The organism is Spiroplasma chinense, from assembly GCF_008086545.1.
In the GTDB taxonomy this organism is placed as follows: Bacteria; Bacillota_I; Bacilli_A; order Mycoplasmatales; family Mycoplasmataceae; genus Spiroplasma_A; species Spiroplasma_A chinense.
This window is the reverse complement of sequence record NZ_CP043026.1, coordinates 485,831-509,130: the sequence shown is the minus strand read 5'-3', so window position 1 is coordinate 509,130 and position 23,300 is coordinate 485,831. Positions and strand designations below refer to the sequence as shown.

The 23,300-nt window shown below is 26.2% G+C and carries 22 protein-coding genes; 1 reads left to right on the top strand and 21 read right to left on the bottom strand.

Annotated features, from left to right (window positions below; all coding sequences use genetic code 4):
- Positions 1 to 179: 179 nt before the first annotated feature.
- The 4 genes from SCHIN_RS02355 to SCHIN_RS02340 form a co-directional block, all read right to left on the bottom strand.
- The gene (locus SCHIN_RS02355; protein ID WP_166508037.1) at positions 180 to 1,859 is read right to left on the bottom strand and encodes a phospho-sugar mutase; all 1,680 of its coding nucleotides are present in this window, start codon (positions 1,857 to 1,859) and stop codon (positions 180 to 182) included.
- Between the two features lies 1 nt (position 1,860).
- Positions 1,861 to 2,481 (bottom strand): ribonuclease HII, encoded by a 621-nt coding sequence (locus SCHIN_RS02350; RefSeq protein ID WP_166508036.1) that lies wholly within the window; start codon positions 2,479 to 2,481, stop codon positions 1,861 to 1,863.
- Positions 2,475 to 3,431: a ribosome biogenesis GTPase YlqF gene (gene ylqF / locus SCHIN_RS02345; protein WP_166508035.1), complete on the bottom strand. Its 957-nt coding sequence runs from the start codon at positions 3,429 to 3,431 to the stop codon at positions 2,475 to 2,477. The genes SCHIN_RS02350 and ylqF overlap by 7 nt, the downstream gene beginning before the upstream one ends.
- Positions 3,432 to 3,519: 88 nt before the next feature.
- The gene (locus SCHIN_RS02340) at positions 3,520 to 3,984 is read right to left on the bottom strand and encodes a 23S rRNA (pseudouridine(1915)-N(3))-methyltransferase RlmH (RefSeq protein WP_166508034.1); all 465 of its coding nucleotides are present in this window, start codon (positions 3,982 to 3,984) and stop codon (positions 3,520 to 3,522) included.
- Positions 3,985 to 4,099: 115 nt separating this feature from the next.
- On the opposite strand from SCHIN_RS02340, the gene SCHIN_RS02335 reads away from it, so the two are divergent.
- Positions 4,100 to 5,008, top strand: coding sequence for a hypothetical protein (locus SCHIN_RS02335; protein ID WP_166508033.1), 909 nt, complete (start codon positions 4,100 to 4,102; stop codon positions 5,006 to 5,008).
- Positions 5,009 to 5,050: 42 nt separating this feature from the next.
- Here SCHIN_RS02335 and SCHIN_RS02330 read toward each other — a convergent pair whose 3' ends face one another.
- The 17 genes from SCHIN_RS02330 to SCHIN_RS02250 all read right to left on the bottom strand — a co-directional run bounded on the left by SCHIN_RS02330 (position 5,051) and on the right by SCHIN_RS02250 (position 23,296).
- On the bottom strand, positions 5,051 to 5,770 hold the full coding sequence (locus tag SCHIN_RS02330) for an SDR family oxidoreductase (RefSeq protein ID WP_166508032.1): 720 nt from the start codon (positions 5,768 to 5,770) through the stop codon (positions 5,051 to 5,053).
- Between the two features lie 13 nt (positions 5,771 to 5,783).
- The gene (gene ffh / locus SCHIN_RS02325) at positions 5,784 to 7,130 is read right to left on the bottom strand and encodes a signal recognition particle protein (protein WP_166508031.1); all 1,347 of its coding nucleotides are present in this window, start codon (positions 7,128 to 7,130) and stop codon (positions 5,784 to 5,786) included.
- A 132-nt stretch (positions 7,131 to 7,262) separates the two neighbouring features.
- Positions 7,263 to 9,062: a hypothetical protein gene (locus SCHIN_RS02320; RefSeq protein ID WP_166508030.1), complete on the bottom strand. Its 1,800-nt coding sequence runs from the start codon at positions 9,060 to 9,062 to the stop codon at positions 7,263 to 7,265.
- Between the two features lie 195 nt (positions 9,063 to 9,257).
- Positions 9,258 to 10,292, bottom strand: coding sequence for a hypothetical protein (locus tag SCHIN_RS02315; RefSeq protein ID WP_166508029.1), 1,035 nt, complete (start codon positions 10,290 to 10,292; stop codon positions 9,258 to 9,260).
- Between the two features lie 3 nt (positions 10,293 to 10,295).
- A complete protein-coding gene (locus tag SCHIN_RS02310) occupies positions 10,296 to 10,511 on the bottom strand; it encodes a hypothetical protein (RefSeq protein WP_166508028.1) in 216 nt (71 codons plus the stop codon).
- Between the two features lie 19 nt (positions 10,512 to 10,530).
- On the bottom strand, positions 10,531 to 11,169 hold the full coding sequence (locus SCHIN_RS02305; RefSeq protein ID WP_166508027.1) for a hypothetical protein: 639 nt from the start codon (positions 11,167 to 11,169) through the stop codon (positions 10,531 to 10,533).
- Between the two features lie 29 nt (positions 11,170 to 11,198).
- Positions 11,199 to 12,233: a lipoprotein gene (locus SCHIN_RS02300; RefSeq protein ID WP_166508026.1), complete on the bottom strand. Its 1,035-nt coding sequence runs from the start codon at positions 12,231 to 12,233 to the stop codon at positions 11,199 to 11,201.
- Positions 12,234 to 12,236: 3 nt separating this feature from the next.
- On the bottom strand, positions 12,237 to 14,558 hold the full coding sequence (locus SCHIN_RS02295; protein WP_166508025.1) for a hypothetical protein: 2,322 nt from the start codon (positions 14,556 to 14,558) through the stop codon (positions 12,237 to 12,239).
- Entirely contained in the window at positions 14,551 to 14,988 is a 438-nt protein-coding gene (locus tag SCHIN_RS02290) for a hypothetical protein (protein ID WP_166508024.1), read from the bottom strand. The genes SCHIN_RS02295 and SCHIN_RS02290 overlap by 8 nt, the downstream gene beginning before the upstream one ends.
- Before the next feature lie 261 nt (positions 14,989 to 15,249).
- Positions 15,250 to 16,278 (bottom strand): lipoprotein, encoded by a 1,029-nt coding sequence (locus SCHIN_RS02285; protein ID WP_166508023.1) that lies wholly within the window; start codon positions 16,276 to 16,278, stop codon positions 15,250 to 15,252.
- A 3-nt stretch (positions 16,279 to 16,281) separates the two neighbouring features.
- Entirely contained in the window at positions 16,282 to 17,154 is an 873-nt protein-coding gene (locus SCHIN_RS02280) for a hypothetical protein (RefSeq protein ID WP_166508022.1), read from the bottom strand.
- A gap of 29 nt (positions 17,155 to 17,183) precedes the next feature.
- The gene (locus tag SCHIN_RS02275; protein ID WP_166508021.1) at positions 17,184 to 18,218 is read right to left on the bottom strand and encodes a lipoprotein; all 1,035 of its coding nucleotides are present in this window, start codon (positions 18,216 to 18,218) and stop codon (positions 17,184 to 17,186) included.
- A gap of 3 nt (positions 18,219 to 18,221) precedes the next feature.
- A complete protein-coding gene (locus SCHIN_RS02270; RefSeq protein WP_166508020.1) occupies positions 18,222 to 19,109 on the bottom strand; it encodes a hypothetical protein in 888 nt (295 codons plus the stop codon).
- A 252-nt stretch (positions 19,110 to 19,361) separates the two neighbouring features.
- On the bottom strand, positions 19,362 to 19,658 hold the full coding sequence (locus SCHIN_RS02265) for a hypothetical protein (protein WP_166508019.1): 297 nt from the start codon (positions 19,656 to 19,658) through the stop codon (positions 19,362 to 19,364).
- Positions 19,659 to 19,849: 191 nt separating this feature from the next.
- On the bottom strand, positions 19,850 to 20,680 hold the full coding sequence (locus tag SCHIN_RS02260) for a DegV family protein (RefSeq protein ID WP_166508018.1): 831 nt from the start codon (positions 20,678 to 20,680) through the stop codon (positions 19,850 to 19,852).
- A gap of 71 nt (positions 20,681 to 20,751) precedes the next feature.
- A complete protein-coding gene (locus tag SCHIN_RS02255; protein WP_166508017.1) occupies positions 20,752 to 21,759 on the bottom strand; it encodes an alpha/beta hydrolase in 1,008 nt (335 codons plus the stop codon).
- 13 nt (positions 21,760 to 21,772) lie between these two features.
- Positions 21,773 to 23,296, bottom strand: coding sequence for an Rnase Y domain-containing protein (locus SCHIN_RS02250; RefSeq protein WP_166508016.1), 1,524 nt, complete (start codon positions 23,294 to 23,296; stop codon positions 21,773 to 21,775).
- Positions 23,297 to 23,300 lie beyond the last annotated feature (4 nt).

The window sequence follows — 23,300 nt, the reverse complement described above, 5'->3', positions numbered from 1 at the left end:
TTATATTTATTCTTTTTACTCTATTCATTCATAAATTATTCTTGCACACCAACCTCGGTTCTACGAGCAAAAACTCTTCCACGGTTATATTTTACAATAAAAAAAAATCCATTACTAGCAAATATAGGAAATGTCAAAAAAAATACCAATAATATTGGTATTTATATTACTATATTAAATTAGATTTCTAAAAGTTCTTTTAAACCTTCAAATAAGATATTGCATTTTTCTTTTGCATTTTGTTCATCAGTTCCAACTGTAACAAAGTAAATTTTAATTTTTGGTTCAGTTCCACTTGGTCTAACTGCAAATCAACTTCCATCTTCAAAATAGAATTTCATTAAGTTTTGACCTGGCATTCCATAAAGTCCATTTATGTAATCTTCTGCATAATCAATTCTCATTGAACCAATTTTTTCAAAATTATCTTCTCTTAGTTTTTTCATGATTGGTTCAACTTTAGATTTGATCTCTTCAGGTTTGAAGTTCAAGTTTTCTGTAAAAGTATAGTAGTATCCGTATTTTACAAATAACTCTTCTAAAACATCAATTAATGTTTTACCTTGTTTTTTGTAGTATCAAGCAGCTTCAACAAGCATTGTTGTTGCTTGAATACCATCTTTATCTCTAGTTGATGAGTCAAGAACGTAACCATAACTTTCTTCATAAGCAAAAACAAAGTTTAAACCTCTTTGAGGTTCTTTTAAAATTTCTGAACCCATTCATTTAAATCCTGTTAATGTTTTAATAACTTTTACCCCATAAGTTTCACTAGCAATTCTATCTCCTAAATCACTAGTTACAAAACTTGAATACATTGCAGGGTTTTCAGGCATTAAACCTTTTTCTTTTAATTGACTCAATTTTCATTCAATTAATAATGGTCCTGTTTGGTTTCCATCAATTCTGATTCATTCACCTTTATGGTTAATTGCACATCCAATTCTGTCAGCATCTGGATCTTGAATAATCATAATTGATGCATCAGGATTTTTTTCTCCATATTCCATTGGAATTTTTCAAGCTGGTTCAAATTCAGGGTTTGGATTACCAACATTTTTAAAAGTTTCATCTTCAAAAGCGTGTTCTGCAACTTCAACTACATCATAACCAAAACTTCTTAGTAATGGTGGTGTAAATTCAGTTCCAGTTCCATTAACTGCTGAATAAATCATTTTAAAGTCTTCTCTAGATTCCCCTTTAAAGAATTGTAGGTTTTCTATCATTTTTTTATAGTTATCTAAAGTTTTTTCAGGCACTATTTCCATTAGTGACTCATCAGTTTTGTAAGTTCAACTTAAAATATCATCAATTGATTCCATTTTTTCAGCAATAACAGCTGTATCTTCATCAATTAATTGACAACCAAATTCATCATAAATTTTGTATCCATTGTAAATTGCAGGGTTATGACTTGCAGTTATAACAATTCCTCCAATTGCATTCAAATCTTTAGTTGCAAATGAAACTACTGGTGTTGGTTTCATTTTATTTCCTTCAAATAAATATGCTTTAATACCGAAACTTGTTAAAATCTCTGCTGCTAATTGAGAGAATTTTGCTGAGTTGTGTCTATTGTCATGTCCAATAACAACTCCTCTTTCAAGCTCTTCAGGATATTTAGAAATTAATAATTTAGCATAACTTGTTGTTACTTTTTTAATTGTGTAAACATTAAATCTTCCAGGTCCTGCTCCAAGCACTCCTCTAATTCCAGCTGTACCAAATTCTAATTTTAATCCAAAAGCTGCTGCAAGTTCTTCATCACTTGCTTGTGCTAATAAATCTTTAAGTTCTTCATCTAATTTTTTTGATTCAGATCATTCTAAATATTCTTTATTTGTTCTATCGAAAGTCATTTTACTTCTCCTTTAACTTGGCAATAGGGCTATAAGTAACTCTATGAATATCTAATACGCCAAGCTCTTCCACTCTTTTTATGTGATCAAAAGTACAATATCCTTTGTGTTTAGCAAAGTTGTACCCTGTGTATGTTATATCATAATTTTTCATAATATTATCTCTAAAAACTTTTGCAATAATACTTGCAGCAGCAATAGATTGACTTAGATTATCACCTTTTATTAATTTTAAGGTTTCATAACCTTCTAACTCAACTTTTTCTCCATCAATTAAACATAATTCAGGTTTAATTGATAAAGACTTTATTGATTCTTTCATTCCCAAAACACTTGTAGCTTTAGGGTTAAGTTGGTCAACGATTTTTGAGTCATAAACTTTAATGTCATAAGAAATACAATTTTGAATTATTTCATCATAAAGTGCTTCTCTTTTTTTCTCAACTATTTTTTTAGAATCTTTGATTTCTGGATTGAAATAATCTTCTTTTAAAATTACACTAGCAACAACAATAGGGCCTGCCATAGCACCTCTCCCTACTTCGTCACTTCCAGAAATTAAAGAAACATTTCTTTCTTGTTTTATTTGTTTATCAAATAAAAAACGACTATTATCTATCATTCTATAGTTAAGTCGCTTTCTACAGTTAAATCTAAATCATTTTCATCAACAGAGAGCATACTTGTTTTTTCAACCTCTATTGGTTTTTCAAAAGATATCTTTCCAAAATTATTGTTGATTAAATCATGAACGAATAATTCAATAGCTCTTTCAACATCTGCAATATCATCTAAAATAATAAATTTACTTCTTTTAGCAACTTCTTCAAATATTTTAAAAGTATCATCGTAATTGATTGGTCTTAAAATATTTGTAGTTATTTTATAATTCTCTTCAATTAATGAAGGGTATGAATTATAAATGTATCGCATTATTTTAGTTGCAAATCTCTCTTTTGGTACAACATCAATTCTGATTGAGTTTGTAGCAGCACAGTTACAAGCAATAGTTTCATTTTCAAACTTAGCTGGTAAAATTCCTGGTGTATCAATTAAAGTAATGTTATCTGTCATAACAATTCTTTGTAACCCTCTTGTAACTCCAGGTTTATTTCCTATTTTTATAATTTTACCTCTTGTTAATTTAGAGATAACTGTTGATTTACCTACGTTTGGAATACCAACAACCAAAACATTAAGTTGAGGTTTTTCAATTCCCCTTGATTTTTGTTTTGCTTGTGATTCTGCTGTCATTAAGTTGATTAACTTTAAAACATCTCCATAAATATTTTGTTGTTTATCTTTAATCAAATATGGTTTATCACCATTTTGATTAAAGTAATCTATTCATAATTTAGTTACTTGATCATCTGCCAAATCCCCTTTTGACATAATAACAAGTCTTGGCCTTTTACTTAGAATTTTTCTAAATAAAGGATTTTGTGTCGAAAAAGGCGCTCTAGCATCCACAATTTCAATAACTAGGTCAACAATTGGAATTTTAGTCTCAATTTCTTTGATACTTTTATTCATGTGACCAGGAAATCAATTAAAACTTGATTTATCAGACATATACTCACCTCTAACTTTGTATATATAATTTACTTTAACTCTTTTTTTAAGTTTTTTTTATAAAGATTTCATTTCTTTATAAAACCCCCTATTTATGGTAAGGTTCTTTTCTCATTATTTTTATACTTCTAAAAATTTGTTCTAACAAAATAATTCTTATTAAACTATAAGGATAAGTCATATTACCAAAACTTAATTGGTTTTTACAACTTTTTCTAAACTCATAACTAAAACCATCACTTGGTCCAATTATAAAGGCTAGTTTTGCTCCCTTAAAATCTTTATTATCTTGAATTAATTTTGAAAAACTTTCAGATTCATATTGTTTTGCGTTAATTTCTAATAAAAAGACTTCTCAATCTTTTAAATCAACAAGTTTTTTATTTAAGTTTTCTTCATTTTTAGCTTGATTTGATTTAACATCTCCAGAATCGAATTCTGCAATTTCAACCACTTCAAGATCACTGTATTTTTTTACCTTTGTAAAATAGTAATTATAAATTTCTAAATATTCTTTACTTAATTTATTGAAACAAAAGAGCTTAATTTTCATAAACCAAATTCCCCAAATAATCATTCTATTTATTAATGATATACCATTTAATAGCAAAAAAATACCTAAATGTGTGGTAAAATATCTTTATCTAAAGATTTTGGAGGAATAACTTATGGCTGAAAAAAAACAATTTCAATCTGTTCTTGATTTTAGACCACAATTTGAAAACATTATCGATGCATTAGTACCAGATATTCAATTTTCATATTCTGCAATTATGAACAATTCAACTATTCAAACATATTTTAATATGATTTGTATGGAATATTACGGATATGAATATTATCAATTACTAAGACTAAACAAACTAGAGTTAAAATTAAATGAAAGAACTTTAAACTTAACTATTTTAGAAATCGTTTACAACATCGTAACTCAAATAGTTGCAAGAAAATGAAGATATTCAGAATATATTGCATATGACATGTACATTCTACCTTTACGTATTAAAAAATATATTAAAGCTATGAATTACAAATTTATTGAAGCAGAAATTGCTGATAAAAAAAGAGTTTTAAAATTAGTTAGTCAAGGAACAAGAGTAGTATCAGAAGAAATTATTGATCAATATCATGATGATAGAATCAATAACATTATCATTCAATTTAGATCTTCTGCAGAAAATGATGTAGAACATAAACTAAGTTTATTTAAAAACATCGCATTATTTTTACACGAAGGAGAAGCACTTCTATACCAAAAATTTGGTAAAGAATTTGCAGATCAATACTTTGCTGATGTTAAAGTTTTAGAGGGATACAAATCTGATTCATTAACTGAAAAAGAAAAAAAACACACTAAAAAAGTAGTTGATGACTTATTCAACATAGCTATGGTTATGATTTTACTTATGAGTGATGCTATGAAAACTGGAGTTTGATCAAAAATTAAAGCTGCAGAAAAACGTAGAATTGAATTAGAAACAACTCAAAAAACTATTGAAGAGGCAAACAGAAGATTATTAGCTATTAAATCACAAGAAAGTGAAACTGTAAAAAAATTAGCTGCTAAAAATAAATAATTCTAAAATGCAAAAATCACCAATTAATGGTGATTTTTTTTATTATATTGGTTGTTTTGTTGAAGTAATTACTATTTCTTTTAAAGCAATGTGTTGAGGTAAATTATAAGTATAGTACATAACTTGTGCAACTTCACTTGCAGACAAGCCAGCTTCTAAGCTATCTTTCCACTTATCATATCCCTCTATAACCTCTTTATTTACAGTTGTTGATATTAAATCTGTATCTACAAGCCCAGGGGCTATTGTAAGCACTCTCACGTTGAATGGAGCAACCTCTTTTCTGGTTTGCTCACTAATTGCGTGAACTGCGAATTTTGAGCCGTTATAAACTGCTCTATTGTCACTGGTTCAACGACCAGCAACACTACCAACATTTATAATTGTTCCTGATTTGTTATCTTTCATTTTATTGATAACAGCATTTATACCGTTTAAAACACCTTTTACATTTATATCAATCATGTCATATTGAGATTGTAAATCTAAATTGTAAATTTTATCTAAAGGCATTATACCTGCATTATTAATTAAACAATCCACTGGACCGTATTTGCTTTCTGCAAATTCTATTGCTTGTTTAAAATCATCAATATTTCTAACATCAACAGATTTACAAATAGCATTTTCTAATTTTAATTCTTCTATTAATTCTACACGTCTTGCTAACAATAATAATGGGTGATCATTAGATGAAAAGATCTTTGCAAGTTCTTTTCCTATTCCTGATGATGCACCAGTAATTACAACTAATTTTTTCAAAATTTAAATTCTCCTATCTGAATTTCATTCCACCTAAATTTGGCATTCTTCCAGATTTTAATTGTTTTGCCATCTCAAGTACTTGTTTTTTACCTTTATCAAATTGGTTTAATAAGTCATTAAATTCTTTTTCACTACGTCCAGAACCTTTAAGGATTCTTTGTTTTCTTGTAATAGCTTTAAGAATTCTTGGGTCTCTTCTTTCTTTTAAAGTCATAGAGTCCATTAATATGTTTGCAACAAATAAACGTTGTTGTGCTTGGGCAATTTGCTCTTCACTAACTTTTCCGTTCATTCCAGGAATCATTTTCATAACTCCTCCTAAGCTACCCATTTTTGCAAGTTGTCCCATTTGATTTCTTAAATCTTCTAAATCAAATTGACCTGCAAACATACGTTTCATAGTTTTTTCCATGGTTCTTTGATCAACAACAGCTGCTGCTTTTTCAAAAAGTGTATCAACATCTCCCATTCCAAGGATTCTGTCTGCCATACGTTTTGGGTGGAATTCTGCAAGTGCTCCAATTCCTTCCCCTTCCCCTATGAATTTAATAGGTAATTTAGTTATTTCTGTAATAGAAAGTGTTGCTCCCCCACGAGCATCACCATCAAGTTTAGTAACAATAACTCCTGATAATTTTAATAATTTATTAAATTCTTGACTTACATTTATTATGTCTTGTCCTGTCATACCATCAACTGTAAGAATTATTTCTTGAGGTGATACACCTTTACGTATATCATTTAATTCTTTCATTAATTCTTTGTCAATTTGTAAACGTCCTGCAGTATCGAGAATAATTACTTCATATCCATTTTCTTGAGCATAATCTACAGCTTGTTTGGCTGTTTTAACTGGACTTTGTTTTCCTTTTTCAAAAACATCTAATCCATTTTTTTCTCCCAACTCAACAAGTTGGTCAATAGCTCCTGGTCTATAAATATCTAATCCTACAAGTAATGTTTTTTTCTTGTGTTTTTTTGTTATTAAATGACCTAATTTACCTACAGTGGTTGTTTTACCAGCTCCCTGTAGACCAACCATCATGATAATTGAAGGTTTTTTATTTACTTCTAATGGGGAATTTACTTTTCCTAAAATTTCTACAAGTTCTTCATGAACAAGTTTAACCATTTGTTGGTCAGCTCTAACTCCTTGTTGGATGTATTGACCAACAGCTTTTTCTTCAACATTTTTAATAAATTTTTTTACAACGTCTACGTTGACGTCAGCTTCTAATAAAGCAAGTCTTATTTCTCTAAGAACTTCTTTTATATTTTCTTCACTTAAAGTACTTTTATTCAAATTCTTTTGAATAGACTTCTTCATTCTATTGGCTAAAAAATCTCCAAATCCCATAATTTCTCTCCTATCGTCGCACTAATTATAACATATAAAAAAATAGTCGCAAAAAAACACAAAAAATGCATTTTTTGGTTTATTTTCTAAAATGATAATATCAAAAATACTAATGTATTTTTAAAACAATTACTATATAACAACAGGAAAACTTCTAGAATGTCATACATCTCTTGATTTTATTTTTGTTGAAAATAACATGAGTGAAAAACCAATAATATATAAGATTACAAAAATTATAATTTGTAACTCATAAGCTTTTATTGAAACCTTATTATCTGAAAAAAATTGTTTATTATCTTGCAAGTCTAAGTTATTAATCAAAAGTTTACCATCAATTTTATTAATAAAATTGTCACTACCAATAGTATTACCTATTCTTATATATTTATTTTTATAATAGTTTAAAGCTGAGTGTGCAATATTATTAGGATAATTTGTAATACTAAATATTTGTTGGTTAATTTTTAAATCTCTAAATTTTTTTAGTTTTGCAAATTGTTCTAAATTAATTCCATTTAAATTTAATATATTTGCATAAATAATAGGATTGTAATAGTTTTTAAAATAAAGATCTAGGTTTTTTAAACTATACCCACTTTTAACTATTATTTCATTTTCTCCTTTAAACCTTGTTTCAGGTTTTAACCACAAAAATGAATTAAGGATATGATTAAAATATGTTGAATCAAATATTTTAGAATTCAAAAATCTTTTTATAACAAAACCAAAACTGTGTTTTGTTATTTCATCAATTTTTAATGGGTCTTCAATATAGTTTATTAAATAATAATAAAATATATTTTTAAGAAAAATAACTAGTGATTCATATTCACTAGAAGCATTTCCACTCTCAACTTTGATAATATTTTCTTTATCAAAATAAATATTTCTTAAAAGATTTCGTAAACCTTCAGTTACAAAATCAAATTCAAAATCTTCAAAGGCATTGTGTATCTTTTCAACCCCTATTTCATAATTGCTCGGTTCTTTAAATCATTCAATAATATCTCCATATTTTATATAACCATCTTCATTATTTAAAATATTCTTTCATATTAAGTTAACTCCCTTTTCAGCTTGATAATTTGCTTCAACAGCTTTTTGTTCTAACTTACAAATATAATGTATATATTCTTTTTCTATATAAATATTTGTTTCATCACTACTACAAATTTGATTTAATTTTAATTTTATTTCTTCTTTATTTTTTTCTAAATCATTATAATTAACATCAAAATGATTTAGAAAATCATTTATCATAATTACATCGTAATTTGAAAAACTTATTTCTGTATCATTTCCTTCGTTATCAGTATATTTATACTGATAACTTTCACCACTATTAAATGAACCATTTAGGTTAGATACAAAATTTATAACAGGTAATGCAAATAAAATTAAAACAGAACTTGAAATTACAAAAGTTTTTAAATTAGTAATTATATATATGGCATATATAATTACACTTAATATTAAGTATGTAATTATTAAACCTATAAATTGTGATAATGAATAATTTATAAACAAAATATAAGTTCCTGTAAAAAAACCAAAAAACACAAGATGAAAACTAATTATAAAAACTAAAATATAAAGAATATTTATTAATAAGTATAGACAGTAAAACTTTACAACCGACATTATTCCAAAATAATAATTATTACTTTTATTAATTAATTTATATGAGGTAAGCAATGGACTTATTATTAACAGTGGTGTTAATAATATTCACATAATTCAATTTATTCTTTCAAATTCATAGTTCATTAAGAAAGATGTATTTTCTAAATTAGAATTATTTGAAAAGTCATCACTAAACTTATAAATTAAAAACACCGTCAAAAAAGTAAATGAGAATATCAAAAATATAATCACAAAACTAATTTGAAGATATTTGTTTTTAATATTATTTATAAATATTTGTTTCAATTTTTTCCTCCTCTTTTTATTAGGGTGAAAAAATGTCAATAGTTAAAGTTTTTTTACATAGATTTTTTTGTAAAGTTAACTTTGTTATATGGAGAGATAAAATTATCTTTTACTCTCATATCTATTATTTATATGTAAGTATACTTCAAAAATATTCAAGAATTATTATTTTGTTGAGAATAAAATTTTATAAAATTATACAGTTTTTTTAGGTCCTGAAATAACGATATACATATTGTAATTAATATTTAAGCCTTTTTTTCTTGTTGCATTAATAAACAGACTTACACCGGTATAATTTGTATTATCACCATTACTAAGTTTAGAATAGTCTAATTTAAATAAATAATCCTCATAGTTAGGATTTAACTCTAAAATTTTTTCTCTTAAGTCATTAAAAAGTTTTTCGAAATAATCTTTATAATTTAATGCCATACTTACACCGTTAATTTCTTTAAAAAAATCAAAAGGTTCTGACGTTATAACCGCTAAATAGGCTGCTCCTTCAATTAAACTGAATTCCACATTCCCAAAAAAATCTTTATATTTTTCATCTCTTATAAAGTTTTCAAACATCTGTCTTCCATTAAATAAATAACTTGATATTAAATAGTCTTGAACAACTATAAAAACCGTCATCATCATAGTTCTGCCGTCCTTAGATTCAACTTCATAATTTTTTTTAATTACATTTTTTCTATAATGTATTGCAATTGATTGTCATTTGGTGCTTCTTAGTATTTCTGCATGTTTTCTATCATTAACTACAGTCCCTTCCTTTGATTTATCTCCTACTTTATCTCAAAACTTTGATCAATAACTTCCTTGACTCTCAATTTGTTCTGGGTTGAAAGTAATTAGACTAATAATTTCATTATCGTAAGGTTTTTCAATACTAGTTTCTAAATCTATATCAAAAGGTAAAATGAATATATCTTCCATTACCTCTCTTGATAAGTTTATTGAGTAAGCTTTTTCGGTTGAGGAATTTCAACCAAAAGCAGTTTTTTGTTCTTTAGAAGTTAGCGTTATACCTTCACCGTTTTGTTCAAAACTAAAAGTTCCAATAGCATTATCATACTCTTCGTCACTAAATCGAGTTTTAGCATATTTAGGTATTGGGTCTGGTGTGATATTTTTGTCAATATTTTCATTATTACAAGCAAGAACATTAACACTTGTTGTTGCGATTAAACTTGATATTGCTAAAATAGATAATAATTTTTTCATAACTTATTCTCCTCTTTTCTTAATTCTTTGTAAATCTTTATAAATTTGTTTTACTAAATCGTTTAAATTAGTTTCATTGGTAAAAGAATAAACATATTTCTTTTCACCAATAAACATTGAATATGTGAAATTTTTAATATTTTTTTCACTAATTCCTGCAATTAATGAAATTTGATTTTCAAAAATTGCTCTTGCACTTTTATAATCTTTAAAATACATTTGTCTTCCGTTACTAGCTTTAAATGTAAAAACATAATTTTCTTTTGTTGTAACTAAATCTGTTACATCAGTTTTTTTGATCAGCTAATTTTTTTAGTTCATCCTTATGGATAAATTTGCTTGATAAATTTATTTGTTTTTTTAAAGTTTCTACAACTTTGTTTTCATCAGATTCATTTATTATTGTTTCTTCTCCATTGATATCATACATATGATATCTTTTGACAAGAATCTTATTATCTCTTTCTGAAGCAATTTTTTTAGCTTGTCCAATTGACGAAGCTATATTGTTTCCAAAAATATCTGAAAACTTTGTAATATCATTTTTGTCATGAACATAGTACATTCTTTGTAAAGGTACTCCATTATTGTTTTCAAAAGCCATAGCATAAAAATTGTTAACTCAATTATCTAATTGAGTTGTAAAATTAACTCCATTATAAGAAAAGTTAAAATCATCTTTTAAAGAAATGTTTCCTGAAGCATTTTGCAATGCTTCTTGAAATTTACTATTTTGATTTACATAAGAATATGCATAATCCATATTTAAACTTCCAGTTCTTTCCCCATATAATCAATCATCTTTTATTATGTTGTCTTTTATTCTCATATCAGTTAATTTATTTGCAAGTATACTTCAAATATATTCAAAGATCATTGTTTTGTTAAGAATAAGTTTTTATAAAATTATAAAGTTTTTTCAGGACCTGACATACCTATACGCATACTATTATTAGTATTAACTCCTTTTTTTCTTTTTGTTTTAATATTCACACTCACTCCAGTTCAAGTTGTATCTTTACCATCACTAAGCTCGGTTTCATTTATTTCAAATAAATAGTCTTTTAAATCAGGATTAGAATTTAAAACTATTTCTCTTAAGTTATTAAATAGTTTTTCAAAATAATCTTTATAATTATCTGCCATACTAATACCGTTAATTTTTTCATAAAAGTCTAAAGGGTCTGATAATCTAACTCCTAAAAATATAGCTCCTTCAGTTAAACTATATTCGACATTTCCAAAAAAATCTTTATATTTTTCATCTCTTATAAAGTTTTCAAACATCTGTCTTCCATTAAATAAATAAGTCGATGTTAAATAATCTTGTACAACTATTAAGACTGTCATTGTAAGAGTAGTGCCTTCACTAGACTCAATGTCATAATCTCTTCTAACTACATTTTTTCTATTGTGTATTGCATTTGATTGCCATTGTGTCGCTCTTAAAATTTCTGCATGTCTTCTATCATTAACAGTCAAACCTTCTCTTGATTTATCTCCAGCTTCACTTCAAAATTTAGATCAATAACCTCCTTGTTCCTCAATTTGTTTTGGATTAAATGTAATTAAACTAATAATTTCATTATCAAAAGGTTTTTCAATACTAGTTTCTAATTCAATATCAAAAGGTAGAATGAATATATCATTCATTACTTCTTTTGATAAGTTAATTGAGTATGCTTTTTCAGTTGAGGAATTTCAACCAAAAGCAGTTTTTTGATTTTTTGAAGTTAATGTAATTCCTTCACCATTTTGTTCAAAACTAAAAGTTCCAAGCGCATCATCGTACTCTTTGTCACTAAATCGAGTTTTAACAACTTCTGGTATTGGGTCTGGTGTGATATTTTTCTCAATATTTTTATTATTACAAGCAACAACATTAACACTTGTTGTTGCAATTAAACTTGATACTGCTAAAATAGATAATAATTTTTTCATAACTTATTCTCCTCTTTTCTTGCTTCTTTGCAAATCACTATAAATTTGTTTTACTAAATCGTTTAAATTAGTTTCATTGGTAAAAGAATAAACATTTTTCTTTTCACCAATAAACATTGAATAAGTGAATTTTTTAATATTCTTTTCACTAATTCCTGCAATTAATGAGATTTGATTTTCAAAAATTGCTCTTGCACTTTTATAATCTTTAAAATACATTTGTCTTCCATTACTAGCTTTAAATGTAAAGACATAATTTTCTTTTGATGTTACTAAATTTGTTACATCAGTTTTTTGGTCAGCTAATTTTTTTAGTTCATCCTTATGGACGAATTTGCTTGATAAATTAATTTGTTTTTTTAAAGTCTCAACAACTTTATTTTCATCAGATTCGTTTATTATTGTTTCTTCCCCATTGATATCATACATATGATATCTTTTGACAAGAATCTTATTGTCTCTTTCTGAAGCTATTTTTTTAGCTTGTCCAATTGACGAAGCTATATTATTTCCAAAAATATCTGAAAATTTTGTAATATCATTTTTATCATGGACATAGTACATTCTTTGCAATGGTATTCCATTATTGTTTTCAAAAGCCATAGCATAAAAATTGTTAACTCAATTATCTAATTGAGTTGTAAAATTAACTCCATTATAAGAAAAGTTAAAATCATCTTTTAAAGAAATATTTCCTGAAGCATTTTGCAATGATTCTTGAAATTTACTATTTTGATTTACATAAGAATATGCGTAATCCATATTTAAACTTCCAGTTCTTTCCCCATATAATCAATCATCTTTTATTATGTTGTCTTTTATTCTCATATCAGTTAATTTATTTGCAAGTATACTTCAAATATATTCAAAGATCATTGTTTTGTTAAACATTGACATGTTTATAATGTTTTGTTTTCTTCCTAAATCTTCTAAAAAATCATTAGGACCGTAATCTTCAGTTCTTTGTTTAATTTGTTCTCCATAAATGTAGTCTATAAGTTTTTTTGAATTCAATTCACCAAGTTCGTAGATTTTTTTTATATCATTAAACATTTGGGCATCATTATTTCAACTAAATTTGAAGTCATCCTCTTCGTAAATGGGCTCTATTTCTATATTTTTATAATCAGTATCATTGAAACCAATAGGACATCCATTTTCGCCATCTTTGTGAGTATCTAACATTAACTTTAGTTCCACTGATCCTCCTTCGCCGTTATCAATAGAAAATTTGAATCTATTTACTCTTTTTGTGTCCGTTGTAATTGGTCAACAAGTGGCATGCTCAATTTCAGGAATTCAGTTGTCCTTATTTTTAAATTGTTTTTCAAAGTTTTTGAAATCAAATTGATCATTACCATTACCTACATTAATAATTAATTCTTTTTTATTTTTATCATTAATTGTTAAAGAATCAAAATCATTTTGTTCACTTACAAGTCACTGTTCTAAATGATCTGGTGATATTCCTGGTTTCAATTTTATTTTAAAGTTTCTTTTAAAATCAACTATTTTAGGTACTAAACCCGAGTTAAAATTGGCATCTGTGAAGTAATCCTTAAAATTTTGTTTAAAGTAGTCTATAAAGTAATAATCAGGATAATAAAAACCTTTTTTAAAGACATCTTTTATATCATCTTTATCAAAATATTCATCTCCAAACCCACCGAATCAATATCCTTTAGTCAGTTGTGATTTCATTCTTTTATTATCTTCTGCATTAAATGCATTAAAGTATTGTCCATTGTAATGGTAAAACAAAGATTCACTTACATCATAATTTGCTCTTGTAAAGTCAATGTCTGCTTCTTCAACAGAGTCAAATCAGTTTACATAATCATAAGAATATTTAGGTTTTAATAAACCTTTGTTTGTAAAACTATTTAAAGCTCTAGTTTTAGATTCTATACCAGTTTGAACGCAACCATCCAAGTTGTATTCATAACAACTTGGAAGAACAGCTTTTCCTAAGGCATTTTCATATACCTTTACCATGTCTTCTGCTTTTGTTCCATAAACTTGTGAACCATCCAACTCGTTAGTTGCATGGTTTGCAACTATTTTTAAAGGGTCACTTAAAGTTTTTTGAGCAGTAATTGGATTTTTTAAAAGTTCTTTTTGTACAATACTATCTCTATTACTAAATTCTTCATTATTGTAAAGATACTTTTTTTCATTACTAACTTGTATAGAGTTTCTTTCTATATCTTCTTTTATCATTCTTTTTACTAAGTCAGAACTATTTACAAAAGTAATACTGTTTGCAACAGTTGCATATCCAACTGTTAAACTCATTAACATTAAGGTTAATTTATTTTTAAACATATAAATCACCTCTCTTAGTTTCGGTAATTTTTTCTTCAAGATAAGATATGTATTCTAATATATTTTCAAAACTTAAATCGTTTAAGGTATAAGTTCTAAACTCTGTTAGTACTAAACTGTTTTTGTAATTTAATAATTTATAAATTGCAAAATAAGCATTTGTTTTATCTTTATAGTAATACTCCATTCCATATAAATTAAATGAGTATATTGTTTGATCAAAATTATCTAAATCATATAGAGAATCAAAGTTTGTATTTGAAATTAATTCAGTAATACTTACCGTTTTACTTTCAATATCTGTAATATCATCTACAAATTCTTTTATTTCTTGTTCAGTTTTGTAGTAAACAACATTGTCTATAGAACTTCCAAATCTATAAGAATAGAACTTACTTAAATTCTTTTCATCATTTATTTTTCTTTCCATAGATAAGAAGGCAGCTTCTTTTGTATCAAAAGTTTCTCCAAAATAATCTGTGTATCTATCTTGTACTTTATTATTTTTTATTGCATTTTGATAAAAGTCTTCTATTAGTTTTTCTTTGTCTTCTTGTTTATCATTTACTTGACCTTTAATAAAGTAATATCTTGGTCCCTTTTCAACAACTTTTACAACAATGTTTTTTAAAAGTTGTTGGTAAGCAGATTCATAATCTGGAAAGTATCTTCCATCTAATAAAAATACTTTTTAATCTTTTTTGGGTCCACTTAACAGAACAAGCATTTCCTTATTTAAATTAGTACCTTTTTTTCTTGAGGTTCTTATATCAAGTCTGAAAGATGTATAAGAGCTTTCATGACCATCATCTAAAGTATATTCATCTACACTAAATAAGTAATCAGCTAATTTTGAATTATAATCTAGAATTTGTTTTCTCAAATCATTAAACCCGTTCAAAATATAAGTTTTAAAATGCTCTATCATTTGTTTTCCTTCAATTTCTTTTGTAAAATCTAAAATATCTGGGTGATTAAATCATAAATATTCTGATAGTCTTAAACTAAATTCTACATTTCCAAAAAAATCAGAGTATTTTTCATTTCTTATAAAATTTTCTAACATATTTTTACCATTAAATAAATAACTTGATGTTAAATAATCTTGCACAACAATTAAGACCGTCATCGTAAGGGTTGTGCCATCTCTAGACTCAATATCATAATCTCTTCTAATTACATTTTCTTTATAATGACTAGGATTTGACTGCCATTCATTTGTCCTTAAAGTTTCTGCATATCTTCTATTATTAACAATTGTACCCTCTCTAGACTTTAATCCTGCCTCATATCAGAATTGAGACCAATAAGCATAGTCATTATAGATTCTGTCTGGGTCAAAAGTAATTAAACTAATCATTTCATTATCAAAAGGTTTTTCTAAACTAGTTTCTAGTTCTAAGTCGAAAGGTAAAATGAATATATCATCCATAACTTCTTGTGATAAATCTATTGAATAGGCTTTTTCTGTTGAAGAATTTCAACCAAAAGCTGTTTTTTGTTCGTTAGAAATTAATTTAATTCCATCAGCTTTTTGTTCAAAACTAAAAGTTCCTAGTGCATCATCATATTCTTTATCACTAAATCGAGTTTTAACAACTTCAGGTATTGGGTCTGGCATTGTTTTGTCTTTGTCGTTTTTTTCATTACAAGCGACAACATTTACACTTGTTGTTGCAACTAAACTTGATATTGCTAAAATAGATAATAATTTTTTCATAACTTATTCTCCTCTTTTCTTGATTTTTTGCAAATCGTTATAAATTTGTTTTACTAAATCGTTCAAATTAGTTTCATTGGTAAAAGAATACACATATTTCTTTTCGCCAATAAACATAGAATAAGTAAAATTTTTAATATTCTTTTCACTTATTCCCGCAATTAAAGATATTTGATTTTCAAATATTGCTCTTGCACTTTTATAATCTTTAAAATACATTTGTCTTCCATTACTAGCTTTAAATGTAAAAACATAATTTTCTTTTGTTGTAACTAAATCTGTTATATCAGTTTTTTGATCCACTAATTTTTTTAGTTCATCCTTATGGACGAATTTGCTTGATAAATTTATTTGTTTTTTTAAAATTTCTACAACTTTATTTTCATCAGACTCATTTATAATAGTTTCTTCTCCATTGATATCATACATATGATATCTTTTGACAAGAATCTTATTATCTCTTTCTGAAGCTATTTTTTTAGCTTGTCCAATTGACGAAGCTATATTGTTTCCAAAAATATCTGAAAACTTTGTAATATCATTTTTGTCATGGACATAGTACATTCTTTGCAATGGTATTCCATTATTGTTTTCAAAAGCCATAGCATAAAAATTGTTAACTCAATTTTCTAATTGAGTTGTAAAATTAACTCCATTATAAGAAAAGTTAAAATCATCTTTTAAAGAAATGTTTCCTGAAGCATTTTGTAATGATTCTTGAAATTTACTATTTTGATTTACATAAGAATATGCGTAATCCATATTTAAACTTCCAGTTCTTTCCCCATATAATCAATCATCTTTTATTATGTTGTCTTTTATTCTCATATCAGTTAATTTATTTGCAAGTATACATCAAATATATTCAAAGATCATTGTTTTGTTAAGAATAAGTTTTTATAAAATTATAAAGTTTTTTCAGGACCTGACATACCTATACGCATACTATTATTAGTATTAACTCCTTTTTTTCTTTTAGTTTTAATATCCACGCTTACACCAGTATAAATTGTATCTTCACCATCGCTAAGTTCGGTTTCATTTATTTCAAATAAATAGTCTTTTAAATCGGGATTAGAATTTAAAACTTCTTCTCTTAAGTCATTAAATAGTTTTTCAAAATATTCTTTATAATTATCTGCCATACTAATACCGTTAATTTTTTCATAAAAATCTAAAGGGTCTGATAATATAACTCCTAGAAAAATAGCTCCTTCAGTTAAACTGTATTCGACATTTCCAAAAAAATCTTTATATTTTTCATCTCTTATAAAGTTTTCAAACATCTGTCTTCCATTAAATAAAAAAGTTGATGTTAAATAATCTTGTACAACTATTAAGACTGTCATTGTAAGAGTAGTGCCATCGCTAGATTCAATAACATAATCTCTTTTAACTACATTTTTTTTATTTGAAATAGTATCGTATTGTCATTGTGTTGCTCTTAAAATTTCTGCATTTTTTCTATCATTAACAGTTAAACCTTCTCTTGATTTTTTTCCAACTTTATATCAAAAATCAGCTCAATACCCAAATTCTCCATCTATTTGATTCGAATTAAAAGTAATTAAACTAATAATTTCATTATCAAAAGGTTTTTCAATACTGGTTTCTAATTCAAGATCGAAAGGTAAAATGAATACATCGTCCATTTCTTCTTTTGATAAGTTTATTGAGTAAGCTTTTTCGGTTGGAGTATCCCAACGAAAAGCTGTTTTTTGCTCATTTGATGTTAATGTTATACCTTCACCTCTTTGTTCAAAACTAAAAGTTCCAAGCGCATCATCATATTCTTTGTCACTAAATCGAGTTTTAACAACTTCAGGTATTGGGTCTGGTGTGACTTTATTGTCATTACTTTCATTATTACAAGCAACAACATTAACACTTGTTGTTGCAATTAAACTTGATATTGCTAAAATAGATAATAATTTTTTCATAACTTATTCTCCTCTTTTCTTGCTTCTTTGCAAATCACTATAAATTTGTTTTACTAAATCATTTAAATTAGTCTCATTGGTAAAAGAATAAACATTTTTCTTTTCACCAATAAACATTGAATATGTGAAATTTTTAATATTCTTTTCACTAATTCCTGCAATTAATGAAATTTGATTTTCAAAAATTGCTCTTGCACTTTTATAATCTTTGAAATACATTTGTCTTCCATTACTAGCTTTAAATGTAAAAACATAATTTTCTTTTGTTGTAACTAAATCTGTTACATCAGTTTTTTGATCAGCTAATTTTTTTAGTTCATCCTTATGGACAAATTTGCTTGATAAATTTATTTGTTTTTTTAAAGTTTCTACAACTTTATTTTCATCAGATTCATTTATTATTGTTTCTTCTCCATTGATGTCATACATATGATATCTTTTGACAAGAATCTTATTATCTCTTTCTGAAGCAATTTTTTTAGCTTGTCCAATTGACGAAGCTATATTATTTCCAAAAACATCTGAAAACTTTGTAATATCATTTTTGTCATGGACATAGTACATTCTTTGCAATGGTATTCCATTATTATTTTCAAAAGCCATAGCATAAAAATTGTTAACTCAATTTTCTAATTGAGTTGTAAAATTAACTCCATTATATGAAAAATTAAAATCATCCTTTAAAGAAATGTTTCCTGAAGCATTTTGTAATGATTCTTGAAATTTACTATTTTGATTTACATAAGAATATGCATAATCCATATTTAAACTGCCAGTTCTTTCTCCATATAATCAATCATCTTTTATTATGTTGTCTTTTATTCTCATATCAGTTAATTTATTTGCAAGTATACTTCAAATATATTCAAAGATCATTGTTTTGTTAAACATTGACATGTTTATAATGTTTTGTTTTCTTCCTAAATCTTCTAAAAAATCATAGGTATACTTGGGTTTAAATAAACCAGAGTTTAAATATGAATTTACAACTCTTTTTTCAGAACTTAATTAACTATTTATGCAGTTTTGTATGTTAGTTTCAAAACAACTTGGTAGAACTATTTTCCCTCTTGAATTTACAAATACTTTTCTTAATTTACTTGCATCATAACTCAATAGCTTGGAACCATCTATTTCATTAGTTTAAAAATTACTTATTATTTTATCTGGATTGCTAAATGTTTTTTCGGTTAGTATAGGATTCTTAATTAGTATGGAATTAATAATTTCATTGATATTTTTATATTTTTTACCTTCATATATTAGTAAATCATAATTGTCTTTTATGATTGAGTTTGTTAATATATAGTTTTTCAATGTCTTTTCAACTTCTTTATCAAGAAATACCTTATCTGTCGGTAATATTGAATACATTGCCAAAGTAGGTGTTATCGCAATGTTTGATAACATAAAAATATTAAAAATTAATTTTTTCTTCATCCATTCCTTATCTATATGTATATATAATAATACCTTTTTTAGAAAAAAGATAATTTTTTTTAAATTTTTTGTGTAATTTAGTATTTTTTTCTATATAATCAATATAAAACACAAATTTTGCATTTCAATTAAAAATATTAGATAAAAAAACACTGACAATAAATGTCAGTGTTTTATATATTTAGTTTGTTTTATCCAACATATGGGATAAATGCAAAAGTATCAGTTCCTGTATGACAAACAATTACATTAGGTAATTCATCTATTTTTCCTAATTTTAATCCTTTTTCAGCCATTAATTGATTTACAAGATCTAAGTTTTCTTGATCTGTTCTTGAGTGAGCAACATCAACTACAAACTCTCCACTATTTTCTTTGGCAATTTTATCTAAAGCTTCTTCAACAGCTTTTTTAAAAGTTCTTGCTTTTCCTTCTTTATCTATAACTCCGTTATAGTTTAAGATTGGATTAATTTTTAAAATCTTTGCAAGACCCGCTGCAGCTTTTGTAATTCTTCCTCCACGAACTAATTGTTTTAAACTTTTTGGAATAATGTATCCTTTAAAGTCACTGTATTTTTCTTCTAAAAATCCAACAATTTCTTTTGGTGTTTTTCCTTGTTTAATTAATTCTAAAGCAAAAGCTACTTGTCTGTCATTTACAATACTTACTCCATTTGTATCTACAACAAATACTCTCTCTTTGTATTCATCTTCATTACTAAACATTTTGTAAGTATTGTATTGTCCTGATAAACCTTTTGAGATTAAAATACAAATTACATTGTCGTATTCTTTTAAAAGTTCATCTCATTTTCCTAACATGCTTCCCACGATTGATTGAGAAGTTTTTAAAACTTGTTCCTCATTCAATGAGTAAAAGTCATCTGGTGTAAATTCTAAATTGTCATCGATATTTTTTTGGTCTTCTGTAACTATAGTTAATGGAACAAGATGAACATCTTTTTCATCTTTTCAATTTCTAAAAGTACAAGAAGAGTCAATAATTATTGCAGTCTTCATTGCTACCCCCTAAGATAAAATAATTTTATAAGTTTTTTTAACTAAAATTTTTTTTAAATTTAAAAGTCGTTTTAATTTAATCTTAGGAAATCATATATTTCATTTTTATATTGCTCTTGATTGAAATGAAAAGAGCTAGAATGTTTTGCATTATCAAATAAAACTAGTTTAGAAACATTATCAACTTCTTTGTCAGTTTTTAGTTTATGCATAACTATACTATTTTGATATGGTATAAAGTCATCTTTTTTACCATGGATAAATAAAATTTTTAAATCTTTTACACTATCATATGGTTTTAAAAGATCTACATCTCTTATATTTACTTTAGTATAGTTTCTAAAGTTTGTATTAATTCCTAAAGACATTAATCATCAAGGAAGTTTTACATATTTTTTTAAGAAGTATCTGATTTGTGGTACAGCTCCACTGAAACCACAATCAGCTATTAATCAGTTAACTTCATTTTCTAAATAATGTTCTTTTGCAAAGTATAGTGAAGTTGTAGCACCCATACTTACACCAAAGACACCAATTTCATCAACTTGTTTTACACTTTTAAGTCATTCAACTAGAGAATTTAAAACTTCAGCATTACTTTTACCAAAGTCAGACTTTGTTCCATAAGTGTTACCGTGAGCATAAGAATCAAAAGTGATTATGTTGTAACCCTTCTCATAGAAATAAAATACGTTTCTTAAAGCCACGTATTTATTTCTTTTAAACCCATGTAATCCTACAATTCATTTATTAGATTTAAAATCTTTATGTTCAATAATTAATGCACTTATTTGTTTTGAACTTGGTCCAATATTTACTTCCTTTATCATCGATTTGTCAATGTTAAAGTTTTCAATTTTTTTAATTTTAATTTCATTTAATAGTTCTTCATAACTATTAAGTTCAATTCCTTTTCTGTTTTTACCTACTCTTTTATATTTAAATAAATATCCAATAAATATTTTAGAACATAAAAAACTTAAAAACAGAACTATGGGAAATAATAAAACCATCATAATAATTTTTCATCAATTATAGTGATATCTTTTTACCACTCTCAAACTTTTTTTATAATTCATAATAACATTCCTCTTAAATTTTAGCTGTTTCTCTTGACTCACGTATCAAAGTAATATTTACCTCTCCTGGAGTCTTATTAATTTGTTTAACTCTTTCAGTTATTTCTTTTAATAAATTTTTCATTTGATAATCATCAATAACTTCAGGGTTTATTAAGATTCTTATTTGTCTTCCAGATTGAATTGCATAAGTTTTAATAACTCCCTCAAACTTATTACATTCATCTTCTATTTCTTTCATTCTTGCAAAATAAATATCTGCTCCATTGCTTCGAGCACCTCTTCTTGCAGCACTTACTGCATCTGCAATTGAAACTATATGTGCATAAATAGATTTTTTTTCAACATCTTCATGATGAGATTCAACACTGTTAACAATAATATCGTTGAAACGATATTTTCTTAACAACTCTACACCAAGAGTAACGTGAGTTCCTTCTTGTTCAAAGTCTAATGCTTTACCAATATCGTGAAGTAATCCAGCTCTTAGAGCTAAATCTGTATCTAAGTTAAATTCTTCTGCAATGTTTTTTGAAAGTTTTGCAACTTCAATACTATGTTGCAAAACATTTTGACCGTAACTGTAACGATATTTTAATTTAGCAATGTTTAAAATAACCTCTTCAGGGAAATCATAAATATCTAAATCTTTTATAATTTCATATCCTTCAGTTTTAAATGTTTGTTCTAATTTTTCTTCTTCATACAACAAAGTTTCTTCGATTGAAACCTGGTTTAATTTACCAGTTCTAATTAAAGATTCTAATGTTCTAAAAGCTATCAATCTTCTGATTGGATTAAAAGAGGAGATTAAAACACTATTTGGTGTTTCGTCAATTACAATGTCAATTCCCCCAAATTGTTGAAAGGTTCTTAAATTACGTCCCTCTCTACCAATTATTTTCCCTTTTAGTTTGTCATCATCTAATTTGAAAAGTGTTGTATTTCTTTCATTTGTAATTTGAACATGACTTCTTTCCATAGCATTGATTAAAATGTCTGCTGCTACATTATCTGCAACAACTCTCATTTTATCTTCTCTATCTTTTAAGAGTTTTCCAAGTTCATTTACATATCTTTTTTCAACTATTTCAAACATTTTCTCTTTTGCTTCTTGTTGAGAAAGTTTTGCAACTTCACTTAAAGTATCATTAACTTCATCGATTTCTTTCATTAATTGTTTCTTTAAAAGTTTATTGTTTGCTTCTTGATCATTTATTTTATCTTCTCTTGCATGTAATTCTTCTAAACTTTTATAATACTTGGCTTTTTTTTCATCCAAAATTAACTCATCTTTTGAAAGTTGTTCTCTTTTAACTTCAATTTCTTTGTCAGTTGCATCTTTAAGTTTTTCCATTTCAAACTTAAGTTCTGCAATTGATTGCATTTTCAATTTCTTTATTTCATTTTTTGTCTTTTCTAATATAACTTTTCTTTTTCTACCCAATAATAAATATAAAACTACTCCTATTAAAATTGTTGTAACGATAGATAATAAAATGGTTATAATGACAAAAATGCTAGTACTTGTTTTCATTTTT